Consider the following 15,664-nt stretch of genomic DNA (forward strand, 5'->3'; position numbering starts at 1 on the left):
TTCTAACTTCGTATCTCTAATTCAAGTTAAATCGTTGAATTGTTTATTTTACATTTCGCAATTCTAACTTCTAACTTCTATTTATTCGTATTGTTCAGCATCGGAACGAACTTATAAAGCCCGAATTCTTCTTTCTCAAAAGAAGTTTCTCCTACTTTTCTGAAACGTGTGAGAATCTGCTCATCTCCTTCTCCTAAAGGAATAACCATTAATCCACCAACTTTCAGCTGTTTTAATAGCTCAATAGGCAAAACCGCTGCTCCACAGGTCACTAAAATCTTATCAAATGGTGCAAAGGTAGGCAAGCCTGCAAAGCCATCACCAAAGCTTTGGAACTTGGGTCTGAGTCCTATTTCCCGTAACTTTCTTTCTGAAAAATCATATAGGTCTTTTTGCCTTTCAATAGTATATACAAAGGCTTTCATTTCAATCAGAACTGCAGTCTGATAACCACTACCAGTGCCTATTTCCAAAACTTTTTCCTGCTCCTTTACTCTTAAAAGCTGTGTCTGTTCTGCTACAGTTGACGGATGAGATATAGTCTGGTCTGCTGCAATAGGGAAAGCTCTGTCTTCATAAGCATAATCTTCAAAAATACTTTCCAAAAAGAGATGACGGGGTATTTTGTTTATTGCCTGAAGAACATTTTGGTCCGAAATTCCTTTCGACATCAAATAATTCACCAGGTGTCTTCTTTTCCCCTTATGCACAAAACTGTCTCTCATACGGCAAAAATAGGGAAAATACTTATTAGTTTACGTTTATTGGTTGATAGTTTACACCTGATATTATCACGCTTATATAATATAGATGGAATACGACTTTACACATCAATACCTTACAACTTATAACTCATAATTCCTAGGTGTTTATTATCTTTACGAAAATTTAAAATTACATGTTAAAAGCGGGATTAGTAGGTGCCGGCCACTTAGGAAAAATTCATTTGAAACTTCTGAATCAATCTGAAAAATATGAATTGGTGGGCTTTTACGACAGTGATGCTGAAAACGGAAAGAAATTAGAGCAGGAATTTGGTTATAAATACTACAACGATCTGGACCAGCTGTTAAGTGAAATTCAGGTTCTGGATATTGTAACACCTACCCTCTTCCATTACGAATACGCAAAAAAAGCAATAGAAAAAGGAATTCATTTCTTTATTGAAAAACCGGTTACCCAAACTTTGGAACAGGCAGAAGAGTTGATCCGTCTTTGCGAGGAAAAAAATATAAAAGTACAAGTAGGCCACGTTGAACGTTATAATCCTGCTTATATCGCTACAAAGAGTTACCTGAGCAATCCTCAATTTATTGAAATCCACCGTTTAGCCGAGTTTAACCCTCGTGGTACAGATGTATCTGTAGTATTGGATTTAATGATCCACGATCTGGATATATTACTGAGTATTGTGAAGTCACCTGTAAAACACCTCCATGCAAGTGGTGTATCTGTTGTGAGCAAGACTCCGGATATTACCAATGCCCGTATAGAATTTGAAAACGGTTGTGTAGCAAATCTTACAACTAGTCGTATTTCTATGAAGGCAATGCGTAAAAGCAGATTCTTCCAGAAAGATGCCTATATTTCCATAGATTTCTTGGAGAAAAAAGCAGAGGTTATCCGTATGCAGGCAGCTCCGGAAACTCCGTCCGATTTCGATATGATTATTGAGAATGCTGAAGGTGAAAAGAACCAGATTGTATTTGAATATCCAAATATTCAGCCGAACAATGCTATTCTGGATGAACTGGAAAGCTTCGCTCAGGCTATAGAAGAAAATACACCTATTGAAGTAAGCTTAAATGACGGAACCGAGGCGTTAAAAGTAGCATTGAAAATAATGGAACTGATTAAATAATATTTAAACCTTATAGATTTCAAAATTCTATAAGGTTTATAAATAATTTCGGTATGGCTTTGAAATCATTTTTATTGTTTTGTATATTATTTATAAGCCTTTCTTGTATTAAACAGAAGACTAATCAATATGAGGTTGATTGTAATTATGAAACGAAACTTGCAAAAAATAATTTCAAATATCAAAACTATACCTATACAAACTTCATGGGTTTTGGCTTTGGTATTAATGCCGAAAAGGAATTTTCGGATTTGCTGAGGGAAAATCAAATCAAATATGAGTCTGCTACAGAGTCATGTATTGTAGACGAAAACACACAATTTGAAAGATGTTATCCCAAAGAGATGAATCGATTACTGGAAAACAAATATGGGAAGCCTTTTTTTGACTCATTAAAAGTATTGGGGGTAAAACAATTTGTATTAAAAAACAAGGATTCAATTTTTTCATTTGAGGTGTGTGATCTGACTTCAAGAACAACCAAAACAAATGATGATAGTGAACAGTTTGACAGACTTCAAAAAGATTATTTTACAAGTTTCAAATATCCTAAGAGCTATGTTAAAAGAAAAGGTGATGAAAGCCATTCTAATACAACAATACATTTTGTAATCATGAAAGATGGTACTGCAAAAGATTTTAATACAGAATCATCTCTTGTTAATACTAAAAATAATATATTCGAAAAATCATTTAACAAAAGTGTAGAAACCTATGTAAAGAACCTCAACTGGAAACCAGCTTTAATAAAAGGTATACCGGTAAATTCTTATATGAGTGTTACTATATTTTATGATTAAATTCAAAGACATAAATTAGTTGAAATGAAAAAAATTATACTTTTGTTTCTTTTGACAGGTCAGTTTGTACTTGCTCAGCATACGTCCATACTAAATGATATAAATGCTGTTACCAAAGACAAGAAAGCCACAGTAGCCGTGTCTGTTTTGGGAATAGAAAATGAATTTCAGTTTAGTAACACCAATGGTAATTTGAAAATGCCGATGCTGAGTGTTTTTAAATTCCATATTGCATTAGCGGTTCTTAATCAAGTGGACAAAGGAAATCTTACCTTGGATCAGAAAATACTGATTAAAAAATCAGATCTATTAGAAAATACATGGTCACCACTTCGTGAGAAATATCCGAATGGAAACGTAGAAGTTCCTTTAAGTGAAATTATCACATATACCGTAGCCCAAAGCGACAACAATGGCTGTGATATCCTTCTAAGGTTAATTGGAGGAACCAAAACAGTACAAAAACTGATGGATGTGAATGGAGTGAAGAATTTCCAGATAAAATACAATGAAGAAGAAATGCATAAAAATGATGTAAAAGCTCTTTATGCAAATTACACGACGACAGCATCCATGGTAAAAACCCTGAAAGCATTCTATAAAGGAATGTTTTTATCAAAAAGATCCACAATTTTTTTAATGGACATTATGACTAGAACCAATACCGGGATGGCAAAACTTCCGGGATTGCTTCCAAAAGTGAAGATGGCCAGAAAAACAGGTTCTTCCGGTAAAATGAAAAACGGATTAACTATTGCTGAGAACGATTCAGGAATTATAACTTTAGCCAATGGTAAACATTATGCAATTGCAGTATTTGTGAAGGACTCTATGGAAAGTGAAGAAGTCAATTGCGGAATGATTGCCCAGATCTCGAAAATTGTCTGGGATACTTTAAATAAAAAAAATAAACCCTAATAATAAAACCGAAAGGTTCGTAAATTCTTTAATCAAAAAATAAAAAATTATGAACAAGAATATTGTAGTAATTGGTGCGGGAACTATGGGTAACGGAATTGCTCATACTTTTGCCCAGACCGGATTTAAAGTAAATTTAGTAGATGTTTCGCAAGAAGCGCTGGACAGAGGTATTAAAACTATTACCACCAATCTGGACAGAATTATTGCTAAAGGAAATCTTACAGAAGAAGAGAAAGCCAATACATTAGCAAATATCTCTACTTTTACAGCTCTGGAAGATGCCGTTAAAGATGCCGATCTTATTGTAGAAGCTGCTACAGAAAATATAGACTTAAAGCTTAAAATATTCCAGCAAATGGATGCAGCAGCTCCGGCTGATTGTATTTTAGCAACCAATACATCCTCTATTTCCATTACGAAAATTGCTTCAGTAACCTCAAGACCTGAAAAAGTGATTGGTATGCATTTTATGAATCCGGTTCCTATTATGAAGCTTGTAGAAATTATAAAAGGTTACTCTACTTCCAAGGAAACTTTCAGTGCAATCTATGAAATGAGCAAAACACTGGGCAAAGTACCTGTAGAGGTAAATGATTATCCTGGTTTCGTAGCGAACAGAATATTAATGCCAATGATTAATGAAGCCATTTATTCGTTATACGAAGGTGTTGCCGGAGTAGAAGAAATAGATACTGTAATGAAGCTTGGAATGGCTCATCCGATGGGACCATTACAATTGGCAGACTTTATCGGACTGGATGTATGTCTTTCCATTATGAATGTCTTATACGATGGCTTCAAAAATCCTAAATACGCACCTTGTCCACTTTTAGTTAATATGGTAACAGCTAAAAAGTTAGGTGTAAAATCCGGAGAAGGCTTCTACGATTATAGCGAGAGCAAGAAGGCCGAAAAAATTTCCAAACAATTTGCAAAGTAAACGAGGAAAGCCGAAAAAATTTTCCCTATCTTTGAATTATCAAATATTAAAGAAATGAAATTACCTAAGTTTTTATTAGCCGACAATTCAGACTTTCCAGAGGATCTTTTTGTAGTTCATACTGAGTATCCACGTTTTATCCTAAATGTTGAGGAGGAAGAAGTAGAATGGTTAGACGATTTAGAAGGTGATGATGAAGAGCAAGTAGCAGAAGAAGCTACTAAAGTTGTAGAAGAAGCCTTCAAATGGTGTGATGCTGAGTTGGAAAAGTATGACGACGAAGACGAAGCTTAATTGTAAAATCTAAAAAAATAAATCCGCTCTTACGAGCGGATTTTTTATTTTAGTTTGCTTTCTGAAATTTCATTAAGAGCATATTTCCTTTATAAAGCTCCAGAGTATTTTTTACAACAACATACTTATCGGCAGACTCCAGTATTTTAATAAAATTACTCTCTATCTTCATATCCATACTAGGACAAGCCATTCTGGTAGAACCAATTTGTTTTATAGAGAAATCTCCTTGTTTAGACTGGATTATAATATCCTGGCTAAAGATTTTATTACAACCTGCATTTCCGCTCATTCCTTTTTCAGGATCAAAGCTTATATAAGGCTTTGCATTGGTCTGAAGATTATCCATAACCTCCCAACGGGTATTGGATAATGTAGGCTGCTGTGTTCCGATCTTAGAAACATTTCCCAAATTTGCAGTGGAAGTACAGGATGATACTGCAGCTAAAATTCCTATTGAGGCTATATAAAAAAGCTTTTTCATATGTAAATTTTTATCTTTTAGTCTGTATATAATACAGTAGTCTTTAATCTCTTGAAAAGACCACTGTACCAGTCCAGATTTCATAATTATAATCCTTTAGCAGATTGTAAAAATACTATTTTTTTAAATAAATGAATTTAAGAACGTAATTCAGCATTAAATTCTTTCTGATACTTCTTGATCAGCTTATTCATAATATTTGTAATCTCAGCTTCTTCTAACGTCTTCTCTGTATTTAATAATTCAAAGCTTAGAGCATAAGACTTTTTACCTTCCGGAAGATTTTTACCTTCGTATACATCGAATAACTGAATCTTCTTAAGATTAGAAGAAATATCATTAGATGCCTGAAGCAGATCGTTATAAGAAACAGTTTTATCTACTAATAACGCTAAATCTCTCCTTATCTTATTAAACTTCGGAATATCTACAAATTTGAAGTTAGCCGTGCTTCTTAGAGCCTGACAAGCTTCTAATTCTATTTCTGCATAATAAGCAGGTTGAGAAAGATCTGCATCTTTTAATAAAGCCTTGCTTACAACACCTATTCTGGCAATAGTTTTTCCTTCAGCAACAATTTCTAAAGCATCTGAGAAACGTGCATCTTCTAAAGCTTTTTCAGTAGTATTTAGCCCTAATTTATCCAGCAATAACTGAACATAACCTTTCAGGATGAAAAAGTCAGTTGGAGACTTACTCAGAATCCAGTTTTCAGGATTATTATTACCAGAAACAAGAATTGCCAATTGCTTGCGCTCTTCAAATTTCTCTTTTTTGAAGTAGATTTTTCCAAGCTCGAAGAATTTAATATCCTGGTTTTTACGTTTGATATTGTAATCAGCATTCTGCAATAATCCTTCTAATAAAGACTGACGCATTGTGCTAAGTTCATTACTCAACGGGTTTAGTAAGGTAACAGCATCTGCTTTCTCTTCTTTAAGAGAAGTCAGAGAGTTATTCATTACCTCGTTAAAGCCATTAGACTGTAGCATTCTTGCCAAGAAGTTTTCCAGAGAATCCTGATCATCTAATGTTAAACGAACCGGTGTAAATGCTATTTTCTCCTGAGAGCTTACTTTGTTATATCCGTAAACACGAAGGATTTCTTCTATAACATCAATTTCTCTGGTTACATCTGCTCTGTATGGCGGAACAGAAATTTCCAATCCGTCTTTAATCTCATTCAGAACTAATATATCAAGAGATTTTAGGATTTCTTTTATTGTTTCTCTGTGGATCTTAATCCCCAGAATCTGGTCTACTTTGGAATATCTAAGGATAACAGGGAAATAATCAACTTTCTTAGGGAAAGATTCAAGGATCTCTCCTTTTAGTTTTCCACCAGCAATTTCCTGAATCATCTCTACTGCTTTCAATAAAGCATCTTTAGTAATATTAGGATCTACACCTCTTTCGAAACGGAAAGAAGCATCCGTATTCAGTCCATGTGCTTTAGCAGCTTTACGTACCGCTACAGGGTTAAAATATGCGCTTTCTAAGAACACAGAAGTTGTTCCTTCTGAAACTCCTGAATTTTCACCACCAAAAACACCGGCAATACACATTGGTGTATTATTTCCGTCTTTGATCATAATTTCGGTACCATTCAGGCTACGCTCCGTACCATCCAGAGTTTTGAATTTCGTTCCTTCAGCAGCCACTCCTACTTTTACCACATGTCCATTGATTTTTGCAGCATCAAAAGCATGTAGAGGCTGTCCGTAAGAATGTAAAATATAGTTGGTAATATCTACAACATTATTAATAGGTCCAAGACCTATAGCTTTCAGACGGTTTTTTAACCACTCCGGAGATTCTTCGACTTTAATATCTTCGATAACAGCACCTAAATAACGAGGTGTTAATTCTGTATCTTCAACTTCAAGTTTGAAATCATGGCTTCCCTCGCCATTAATTACAGGAGCCTGGAGCTTGTTGAAAGTAGATTTTAGTTTATTCAAAGATAAATAAGCCTGAAGATCTCTTGCAACACCATAATGCGACATTGCATCTGTTCTGTTTGGTGTAAGTCCGATTTCATAAACTTCATCCTGCTCTACCTTAATATAATCGGATAATGGCTTTCCAATTTCATAATCTTCCGGCAATACCATAATTCCGGCATGGCTTTCTCCAAGACCTAATTCGTCTTCAGCACAAAGCATTCCTTCAGATACCTCTCCTCTAAGTTTGGATTTAGCAATTTTAAAGGAATCTCCGTTATTCAGATGAATTGTAGTACCTATTGTAGCCACAGCCACTTTTTGTTCTGCAGCAACATTGGGTGCACCACAAACGATATGTAAAGGTGTTCCGGTATTAATGTCTACAGTAGTTACTTTCAGTTTATCTGCATTAGGATGCTGCTCACAAGTAAGCACTTTTCCAACCACTACTCCATTAAGACTACCTTTCACAGATTCATAAGGATCTATTCCTTCTACTTCCAGACCTAAATCTGTAAGAATTATTCCAAGCTTTTCAGCTGACAAATCTGTTTCAAAGTGAGTTCTAAGCCACTTATCAGAAATTTTCATGTATTATTTTCTTATTATTTAGCTGCTGTATTGCACACAGCTTTTATTACAAAATTTTGAACTGCAAATTTAATAAAAGAAAAAGCTTCATCCTGCATCTGATCCGATATTTTATATCCAATCAAATAAAGATGAAGCTTTTTGTCTATATTAAAATAAAATTATAGGCCAATTACAGGCATCGAAAGCATAAGGATGCTCTCATTTTCTTCAAGACCGTCTACCGGTTCTATAATTCCCGGACGGTTTGGCTGTGACATCTTCATCGTAATATCATCTGATCCTAAAACAGAAAGCATTTCTGTTAAAAACTTAGAGCTGAATCCGATATTAATATCTTCTCCGTTGTACTCGCATGGAATCTGCATATCTGCTTTGTTTGCATATTCAGTATCCTCTGCGTGAAGGTGAAGTAAATTTCCAGAAAGTTTGAATCTTACCTGATTAGTCGATTTATTGGAGAAGATAGATGCTCTTCTGATAGAACTTAGTAATAAGTTTCTGTTAATCGTTAATACATTTGGATTCTCTTTCGGGATAACAGCTGTATAGTTAGGGTATTTACCATCGATAAGACGGCAGATCCAGATATTATCCTGGAAGCTGAACTTAGCCATATTTTCATTGAATTCAATAAGAACTTCATCGTCTGTATTAGACAGGATGTTCTTGATTATAGCCAAAGGTTTCTTCGGCATAATGAATTCAATATTATCAACATTCATTACATCTTTTCTGTTGTATACTACCAAACGGTGAGAGTCGGTAGACACAAAGTTAACTTCGTTCTCATTAAACTGGAACAAAACACCTGTCATTACAGGTCTTAGTGAGTCGTTACTTGTTGCAAACAGAGTGTTAACCAATGCTTCTGACAATATTCCTGCCTGAATTTTCACACTTTTAGAAGCATCAAATTCTGGTAACTCAGGATAATCCTCAGCATTGTCTAATGCTACGAAGTAATTATCCTTCTCATCCAAAATCTCAAGAAGACTGCCAATTCCGTTTTCAGACTCTTTTTCTACAAAAGTAAGAGGCTGGTCTCCGAATGATTTAATTACATCCAGAAACATTTTAGCCGGAACAGCCATTCTCCCGTTGTCTTCAGACTTTACAGGAATAGAAGTTATTAAAGTTGTTTCTCCGTCGGAAGCGGTAATTTTTAGATTGTCATTTTCCAGTTCAAAAAGAAAATTCTCTAAAATCGGTCTTGACTGGGAACCAGAAATTACTCCGCTTACCGTCTGCAAGGCTTTTTGTAACTCGCCGCTGGCAACAATAAATTTCATAAAATAATTTTATAACGCAGACAAAGATAATGATTCTCCATACAAAAAGGAAACTAAATGATGATTTAGTTTCCTTTTTTATTGTATTTTTTTGCACATTCTCTAATCCGCTACAGGAATGATTACTCTGGCATGATCATCATCGCTGTGATCAATAGTGAAATTAAGCGCCATGTAAAGAAAATGTAAATTTTTGTTTCCGTTCGGTGAAAATTCTCTCTGCCACATATACCCCATTGAAGTACTCACCGATTTATTGAATTTATATCCAAATCCTGTAAACAGTCTGTTTCTTTTCAGAAAATCAGATTTTGGACCAACAAATAGCTCTTCAAATGCGTTAACAAAAAAAGTATTGGCCTGCATCTTTGGATTGTTAATTGGCATCGTAGCACTCAGACGATATCTGAATCTGTTATCAGTTGTATTTTCTCCGGTTTGCGACATGTGGAAAAATCGCTGTTCAGCGCGCCCTCTATGGTCAATATTTACACGGCCGATATTATGACTATAAGTATACTGTAACCATAATCTTAGTTCCTCCTGAGAAATCTTCTGTTCTTTATAAGTTCCGTAACGTCCTATTCCGACAAAAGCCTGATTATCGCGGTTGATATTATACCCTACACCACCTTTAGTTTCGTAATAATCGATATTGGTATAATCCTCAATTGATCTGGTCTGAAATTCTGTATAAGCCATCCATTTTTTTGAAAACTTATAAGTAATTGATAACATATTGAAAGAAGAAATATGCTCTTTATTCTGAGCTTTCCCTATAACTGCCAAAGTAAGCAGTATAAACACAAAATGTTTTTTCATTCGTATAACCGGAATTAATGACCTTTTTACTCTAATTTATTTTATCAAACGGAATACTCTGTACATGAAATATTCCATTCGGCAAAAGTAATAAAAAAGAACCTAGAATTTACCTTTAAAATTAAAGCCTAGCTGAAACCATCTTCCTGGCATTGGTACCAAGCTTGCACCGGTATATTTTGTATTGGTAATATTGTTAATTAACAGAAAAACATCCACATCTTTGGTACTAAATGTAAGCTTCTCATCCAAAAGATTATAACTTCCTAATGTTACACGCTGATTGTATTGATAAATAAGCTCATTTGTAAACTTCCAGTATGTCAGTGTAAGCTTTGCATTAAACTGATGCTTCAGATTTTCCAAAGCATAACGCGAGTTCTCGCCCTTATCATTATTTTTAGCCTTGCTGTCCAGATAAGTATAACCTATAGATACATTTTTCACGAAACTATTGAAACCCTGTGAAGCCTCCACCTCTAGCCCTTTAGTTTTTACATCGGAAATATTCTCTGCAACCCAAATACTGTTAGCATTTGCTCTGGTCCAGTCGATCGCATTTTTAGAATCTCTACCGAATACACTGGTTTTGAATAAAAACTTTTGCTTGTTGAAACGATAACCAATTTCGTACGAAAGTGCATTTTCAGGTTTCAGATCAGCATTTCCTTGCTCTGTTTTACTTTGATAATACAAATCAGTATAGGTTGGTACACGATGTACTTTGGCTACATTACCATATACCTTGTTTTGTTTATCTATATCAAAACCTACATCTACTCCCGGATAAAAGAAATTCCCAGTACCTGTATAATTTACCCAGCTTGCCCCCGGAATTATACTCAATCGGTTATTGATAAGAGAAAAATGATGTTCCGCAAGTACCTGAGTAACAAAACGTCCACGAGCACCCAAGTTGTTGCTTCTCAAATCTTCCTGATGCATTTCCGCACCAATACCGGTAACCCCTAATGATGATTTATAACTTAGATTCAGTTCCCCGCCATAGTTATTGCCAATATGCATATTGCGGTAGATTTCAGGCTTATTTCTTACAAAAAGATACATATCCTGTGCCCTACGCCAATATAGATTGGCATTTACACCCCAATTTCCGAATTTCTGATTATAAATTGCACTTACCAGAGATGTTTGCGTTTCTTCATACTGATCTTTGGCTGCCGGCGATGAATAAAAGCCATTGGCTCCAAACTTTTTTTCTACAAAACCAGCCTGAAATTTAATGCTTCCGTCTTTTATTTTCATCTGGTTCTGATACCAGAAATTTTTAATTTTATAATCGGTATTATAACGATACCCTGCCGATTCCGTGTTATTTACCTGCAGAAAGTTCCCAAACTTCTCATTACCAAAATCGGCAGCAGCTCCAAGTGACCATGTTTTATAATCACCTCCTGTTGCAGAAACTCTATACTCGTCCTTACCGGAAGCTTTTGTAATAATATTAATGACACCTGCATAGGCATTTTGCCCAAATCTACGGGCAGCAGGTCCCTTTATAATTTCTATTCTTTCAACAGATGCTAAGCTAAACGGTACATTCATCATATTATGCCCTGTTTGGGCATCACTCATCCGGATACCATTAACCAGCATAAGCACTTGCTCGAAAGAACTACCTCTGATACCAACATCTGCCTGAGTATCTGCCATACCTCGCCTTCTGACATCTACCCCTGTATAGTAAGCTAACAGATCCTCAATAGATTGCGCAGGAGCTTTCTCAATCTGTTCTTTGGTGATAATCTCAATATTTTCACTTACTTTTTTATACGGGAGCGACAAGAATTTTCCGTCTATCACTACCTCATCAATCGCTTTTTCCTGGGCCATAATACCAACAGCAGGAATCAACACAATAGCACTTAGTAATAGTTTCTTCATTATAACAGTAATTTTTAAGTCGGCAAATGTACTGGACCCTTATCTAAATATGCGGATCCGGATTTTATGATAGGTGCTAGTCCGGTTAGTTTTTAGTAGATTGTCATTGGTTTACCCGCTTTTTAACCCACTTATTTGTATAGAACTTCCCGTTTTATATTGGATATCCCTTTATCATATAATTTAGCATCTTTTATGATTTACAATTCCAATATCTACTTCCTATTAGGCTTTAATTTTTGTAATTTTGCAACCTTATAATTATTATGGCACACCAGGACAATATAGATATTAAAAAAGAGATTTTTGTTAAAAACGCTCATCTCAATAATCTAAAACATATTGATGTTTCCATTCCGAAAAATAAGCTTACCGTTATCACGGGAGTTTCCGGTAGTGGTAAATCTTCCTTAGCCTTCGACACAATCTATGCTGAAGGCCAAAGACGTTATGTAGAAAGTTTAAGTTCCTATGCCCGACAGTTTCTCGGGAAGCTGGAAAAACCAAAGATAGATGATATTAAAGGGCTTGCTCCTTCAATTGCTATACAGCAAAAGGTAATATCCTCTAACCCGCGTTCTACAGTAGGAACAACTACTGAGATATACGATTATCTTAAATTATTATTCGCTCGTGTTGGACGCACCTACTCTCCTGTATCCGGAGAAGAGGTAAGGAAAGACAGCGTTACCGATGTCATAGATTTTATTAAAGCTCAGAAAAAAGCACCTACACTTATTTTACGTGCACCATGGCATTATGAATCCGAAAATTTTGCAGAACAGCTTAAGACTCTAAAATTACAAGGTTTTACAAGACTTGAAATCGGCGGAAATATTGCCAGCATTGAAGATTTAGAAAGCTTTGGATTCGTGCCTGAAGCAGGAACTGAGATATTCATGGTTATCGACCGCTTTAAATATGAAGATGACGATACCTTCCTGCAACGTTTGGCAGATTCTATACAAATGGCTTTTTATGAAGGTAAAGGCTATTGTTCTATCAAAAATGCTGACAACGAAAAAATCAGGGAATTTTCGAATAAATTCGAACTGGACGACATTGTTTTTAATGAACCCAATATTCATTTTTTCAGCTTTAACAATCCTTATGGTGCATGTCCTACCTGTGAAGGTTATGGAAAAATAATAGGCATAGATGAAGATCTTGTGGTTCCAAATAAAAACCTGTCAGTTTATGAGGATGCCGTTGCGCCTTGGCGTGGTGAAACCATGAAAGAATGGAAAGCTGCTTTTATAAAAAAGGTAGCCAAGGACTTCCCAATACACAAACCGTATTTTCAGCTTACCAAAGAGCAGCGTCAATTTTTATGGCGCGGTGATAAATCGGCAAACTTCCCTGGTGTAGACAATTTCTTCAAAATGCTTGAAGAAAATCTTTACAAAATCCAGTACCGTGTTATGCTTTCCCGCTACAGAGGTAAAACAACATGTCCGACATGTGAAGGATTGCGTCTAAGAGAAGAGAGTTCCTGGGTAAAAATTGATGGTCATAATATCCAATCTATGGTTGAATTACCATTAGATGAACTATTACCACTTATCCAAAGCCTGAATCTAAACGAGCACGATGCCGCTATTGCCAAAAGATTGGTATACGAAATTGTTTCACGTTTAGAATTTTTAGTAAAAGTAGGTTTGGGCTATCTTACCCTTAACCGTAATTCGAATACTCTGTCCGGAGGAGAAAGTCAGCGTATTAATCTGGCAACTTCTTTAGGAAGCAGCTTAGTCGGGTCTATTTATATTCTGGATGAGCCTAGTATCGGGCTTCATTCCCGTGATACCGAAAATCTTATAGAAGTATTAAAAAATCTTCGTGATTTAGGGAATACCGTTATTGTGGTAGAACATGATGAAGATGTGATGCGCGCTGCTGATCATATTATAGATATAGGTCCGGAAGCTGGTTACCTGGGCGGTGAGGTTGTATTCAGTGGTGTCTTTGAGGAAATAAAAAAAGCGAATACACTAACTTCTGATTACCTAAACGGTGTTGAAGAAATCGCTGTACCTAAACACAGAAGAAAACCGAAAGAATTTATCCATATAAAAGGAGCCAGAGAAAATAATCTTAAAAATGTTGATGTAGATATCCCATTAGAAAGCTTAGTTGTAGTAACAGGTGTTTCCGGAAGCGGAAAATCTACATTAATGAAAGATGTTCTGGCACAAGCCGTTCAGATAGAACTGGAATTAGGAGGTAAAAAAGCGGATTTTGATTCGATAACATTCCCGAAAAAGCTGATTCAGAATATCGAAATGATTGATCAGAATCCAATCGGAAAATCATCCCGTTCCAATCCTGTGACTTATCTGAAAGCTTACGATGACATACGTGATCTTTTTGCTAAACAGAAAATGTCCAAGCATATGGGACTGAAAGCGAAACATTTTTCTTTCAATGTGGATGGCGGCCGTTGTGATGAATGTAAAGGCGAAGGTGTAATTACTGTTTCCATGCAGTTTATGGCAGATATAGAATTACAATGTGAAACCTGCCATGGAGCTCGTTTTAAAGATGAAATTCTGGATGTAAAATTCGACGAAAAGAATATCTCGGACATTCTTAATCTTACGGTAAACGAAGCTTTAGATTTCTTCAGAGACAATCATCAAGATAAAATTGTTCAGAAACTAAAACCACTTCAGGATGTAGGATTAGGCTATCTTCAGTTAGGACAGTCCTCTTCTACTCTTTCCGGAGGTGAGGCACAAAGGGTAAAATTGGCATCTTTTCTTGTAAAAGGTACAAGTCACGACAAGACTTTATTTATATTCGATGAGCCTTCTACAGGTCTCCATTTCCATGATATCAACAAGTTAATGATTTCGTTACAGGCGCTGGTTAATCTTGGCCATTCTGTTATTGTTATCGAGCATCAGCCGGATATTATTAAATGTGCAGACTATATTATCGATATTGGTCCGGAAGCAGGTAAATATGGTGGTGAAATTGTATTTGCAGGAACTCCTGAAGAACTGATAAAAAACAAAACCTCACATACCGCAAGGTTTATTGAGGAGAAACTAAAATAAATAGAAAAGCCTGCATCTGCAGGCTTTTTAATATTTATTGTAATATATTTCCTATTTAAAGAATACGGATAAACCAACTCCTACTCCGAAAGTATTTACATTTGTTCTTACACCATTATCTTTATTTGAAAACTGAGAATAAGATAATCCTAAATCAGCTGCAATACTTGGCGTAAAGAAGTATGCAAAACCTCCTTTTACTTTCCATGCAAATCCGTCTGCTGTATACTTGTTAGATTTCCCTCTGTATTCTTCCTTTTCAGTATTAGATGCATAACCAATACCAGCTCCCAAATAAGGTTTAATTACAGTATTATCTGTAAAATAATAAGTAGCTGTCGGTAAAATAGCAAATGTATTACTCGTAGTTTTTGCACCATCATACTTTGTTGTAGCATTTGTATACGCAAGATCAAGTCCAACAGATAGCTTATCAATTACAAAATAACCAGCAGAAGGCGCAATTGTAAATGTATTAACTTTTGGTCCATCAAAAGTTGTATTATCGCTTTTCACTTTAGTTGACACATTGTTAAAACCAATAGATGTAGATCCTCCTACAACCCAACTCCCCTTTTCTGTTTGTGCGCTTGCTGCAAATCCTAACAGTGCAAATGCACCAATCAATAAATTTTTCTTCATAGTTGTTTAAATTATTATTTCACTGCGCGAAGATATAAAATATAATTAATCCTTTTATGATACTTTGTAATTTAGAATCCTTCTTTGCTAAAACAAAAATCCTCCGC

At 35.5% G+C, this 15,664-nt stretch carries 13 protein-coding genes; 6 read left to right on the forward strand and 7 right to left on the reverse strand.

Annotated elements, in window-relative coordinates; genetic code table 11:
- Nucleotides 1–77: 77 nt before the first annotated feature.
- Complete coding sequence (locus AYC65_RS10505; RefSeq protein ID WP_034869162.1) at nucleotides 78–725, reverse strand: protein-L-isoaspartate(D-aspartate) O-methyltransferase; 648 nt, start codon at nucleotides 723–725, stop codon at nucleotides 78–80.
- A gap of 173 nt (nucleotides 726–898) precedes the next feature.
- Between AYC65_RS10505 and AYC65_RS10510 the strand changes: the two genes are divergently transcribed.
- The 5 genes from AYC65_RS10510 to AYC65_RS10530 are packed head-to-tail and all read left to right on the forward strand — an operon-like array spanning nucleotide 899 to nucleotide 4,816.
- Nucleotides 899–1,861: a Gfo/Idh/MocA family protein gene (locus tag AYC65_RS10510; protein WP_034869164.1), complete on the forward strand. Its 963-nt coding sequence runs from the start codon at nucleotides 899–901 to the stop codon at nucleotides 1,859–1,861.
- Between the two features lie 53 nt (nucleotides 1,862–1,914).
- Nucleotides 1,915–2,661 (forward strand): energy transducer TonB, encoded by a 747-nt coding sequence (locus tag AYC65_RS10515; protein WP_034869165.1) that lies wholly within the window; start codon nucleotides 1,915–1,917, stop codon nucleotides 2,659–2,661.
- Nucleotides 2,662–2,685: 24 nt separating this feature from the next.
- Entirely contained in the window at nucleotides 2,686–3,579 is an 894-nt protein-coding gene (blaCME, locus tag AYC65_RS10520) for a CME family extended-spectrum class A beta-lactamase (RefSeq protein ID WP_034869167.1), read from the forward strand.
- A 49-nt stretch (nucleotides 3,580–3,628) separates the two neighbouring features.
- Complete coding sequence (locus AYC65_RS10525) at nucleotides 3,629–4,522, forward strand: 3-hydroxybutyryl-CoA dehydrogenase (RefSeq protein ID WP_021346558.1); 894 nt, start codon at nucleotides 3,629–3,631, stop codon at nucleotides 4,520–4,522.
- Between the two features lie 54 nt (nucleotides 4,523–4,576).
- Nucleotides 4,577–4,816, forward strand: coding sequence for a hypothetical protein (locus AYC65_RS10530; RefSeq protein WP_009085191.1), 240 nt, complete (start codon nucleotides 4,577–4,579; stop codon nucleotides 4,814–4,816).
- 49 nt (nucleotides 4,817–4,865) lie between these two features.
- On the opposite strand, the gene AYC65_RS10535 is transcribed toward AYC65_RS10530, so the two are convergent.
- The 5 genes from AYC65_RS10535 to AYC65_RS10555 form a co-directional block, all read right to left on the reverse strand.
- A complete protein-coding gene (locus AYC65_RS10535; RefSeq protein ID WP_034869259.1) occupies nucleotides 4,866–5,300 on the reverse strand; it encodes an META domain-containing protein in 435 nt (144 codons plus the stop codon).
- Between the two features lie 137 nt (nucleotides 5,301–5,437).
- Nucleotides 5,438–7,837, reverse strand: a complete 2,400-nt coding sequence (pheT, locus tag AYC65_RS10540; protein WP_034869169.1) for a phenylalanine--tRNA ligase subunit beta — start codon at nucleotides 7,835–7,837, stop codon at nucleotides 5,438–5,440.
- Nucleotides 7,838–7,998: 161 nt separating this feature from the next.
- On the reverse strand, nucleotides 7,999–9,129 hold the full coding sequence (gene dnaN, locus AYC65_RS10545) for a DNA polymerase III subunit beta (RefSeq protein ID WP_034869173.1): 1,131 nt from the start codon (nucleotides 9,127–9,129) through the stop codon (nucleotides 7,999–8,001).
- Between the two features lie 102 nt (nucleotides 9,130–9,231).
- Complete coding sequence (locus tag AYC65_RS10550; RefSeq protein WP_034869174.1) at nucleotides 9,232–9,951, reverse strand: DUF2490 domain-containing protein; 720 nt, start codon at nucleotides 9,949–9,951, stop codon at nucleotides 9,232–9,234.
- A 102-nt stretch (nucleotides 9,952–10,053) separates the two neighbouring features.
- A complete protein-coding gene (locus tag AYC65_RS10555; protein ID WP_034869175.1) occupies nucleotides 10,054–11,856 on the reverse strand; it encodes a TonB-dependent receptor plug domain-containing protein in 1,803 nt (600 codons plus the stop codon).
- A 266-nt stretch (nucleotides 11,857–12,122) separates the two neighbouring features.
- Here AYC65_RS10555 and uvrA point away from each other — a divergent pair, with 266 nt between their 5' ends.
- Entirely contained in the window at nucleotides 12,123–14,915 is a 2,793-nt protein-coding gene (gene uvrA / locus AYC65_RS10560) for an excinuclease ABC subunit UvrA (RefSeq protein WP_034869177.1), read from the forward strand.
- A gap of 51 nt (nucleotides 14,916–14,966) precedes the next feature.
- Here the strand turns inward: uvrA and AYC65_RS10565 are convergent, their stop codons facing one another.
- Nucleotides 14,967–15,557 carry an OmpW family outer membrane protein gene (locus AYC65_RS10565; protein WP_034869178.1) on the reverse strand — a complete coding sequence of 197 codons (591 nt, stop codon included), beginning with the start codon at nucleotides 15,555–15,557 and terminating at the stop codon, nucleotides 14,967–14,969.
- Nucleotides 15,558–15,664 lie beyond the last annotated feature (107 nt).

The sequence above is a fragment of the Elizabethkingia bruuniana genome (assembly GCF_002024805.1).
In the GTDB taxonomy this organism is placed as follows: domain Bacteria; phylum Bacteroidota; class Bacteroidia; order Flavobacteriales; family Weeksellaceae; genus Elizabethkingia; species Elizabethkingia bruuniana.

Coding starts and splice junctions, on each gene's coding strand:
- AYC65_RS10505 (WP_034869162.1), bottom strand. CDS start 725: ATGAGAGACAGTTTTGTGCATAAGGGGAAAAGAAGACACCTGGTGAAT.
- AYC65_RS10510 (WP_034869164.1), top strand. CDS start 899: ATGTTAAAAGCGGGATTAGTAGGTGCCGGCCACTTAGGAAAAATTCAT.
- AYC65_RS10515 (WP_034869165.1), top strand. CDS start 1,915: ATGGCTTTGAAATCATTTTTATTGTTTTGTATATTATTTATAAGCCTT.
- blaCME (WP_034869167.1), top strand. CDS start 2,686: ATGAAAAAAATTATACTTTTGTTTCTTTTGACAGGTCAGTTTGTACTT.
- AYC65_RS10525 (WP_021346558.1), top strand. CDS start 3,629: ATGAACAAGAATATTGTAGTAATTGGTGCGGGAACTATGGGTAACGGA.
- AYC65_RS10530 (WP_009085191.1), top strand. CDS start 4,577: ATGAAATTACCTAAGTTTTTATTAGCCGACAATTCAGACTTTCCAGAG.
- AYC65_RS10535 (WP_034869259.1), bottom strand. CDS start 5,300: ATGAAAAAGCTTTTTTATATAGCCTCAATAGGAATTTTAGCTGCAGTA.
- pheT (WP_034869169.1), bottom strand. CDS start 7,837: ATGAAAATTTCTGATAAGTGGCTTAGAACTCACTTTGAAACAGATTTG.
- dnaN (WP_034869173.1), bottom strand. CDS start 9,129: ATGAAATTTATTGTTGCCAGCGGCGAGTTACAAAAAGCCTTGCAGACG.
- AYC65_RS10550 (WP_034869174.1), bottom strand. CDS start 9,951: ATGAAAAAACATTTTGTGTTTATACTGCTTACTTTGGCAGTTATAGGG.
- AYC65_RS10555 (WP_034869175.1), bottom strand. CDS start 11,856: ATGAAGAAACTATTACTAAGTGCTATTGTGTTGATTCCTGCTGTTGGT.
- uvrA (WP_034869177.1), top strand. CDS start 12,123: ATGGCACACCAGGACAATATAGATATTAAAAAAGAGATTTTTGTTAAA.
- AYC65_RS10565 (WP_034869178.1), bottom strand. CDS start 15,557: ATGAAGAAAAATTTATTGATTGGTGCATTTGCACTGTTAGGATTTGCA.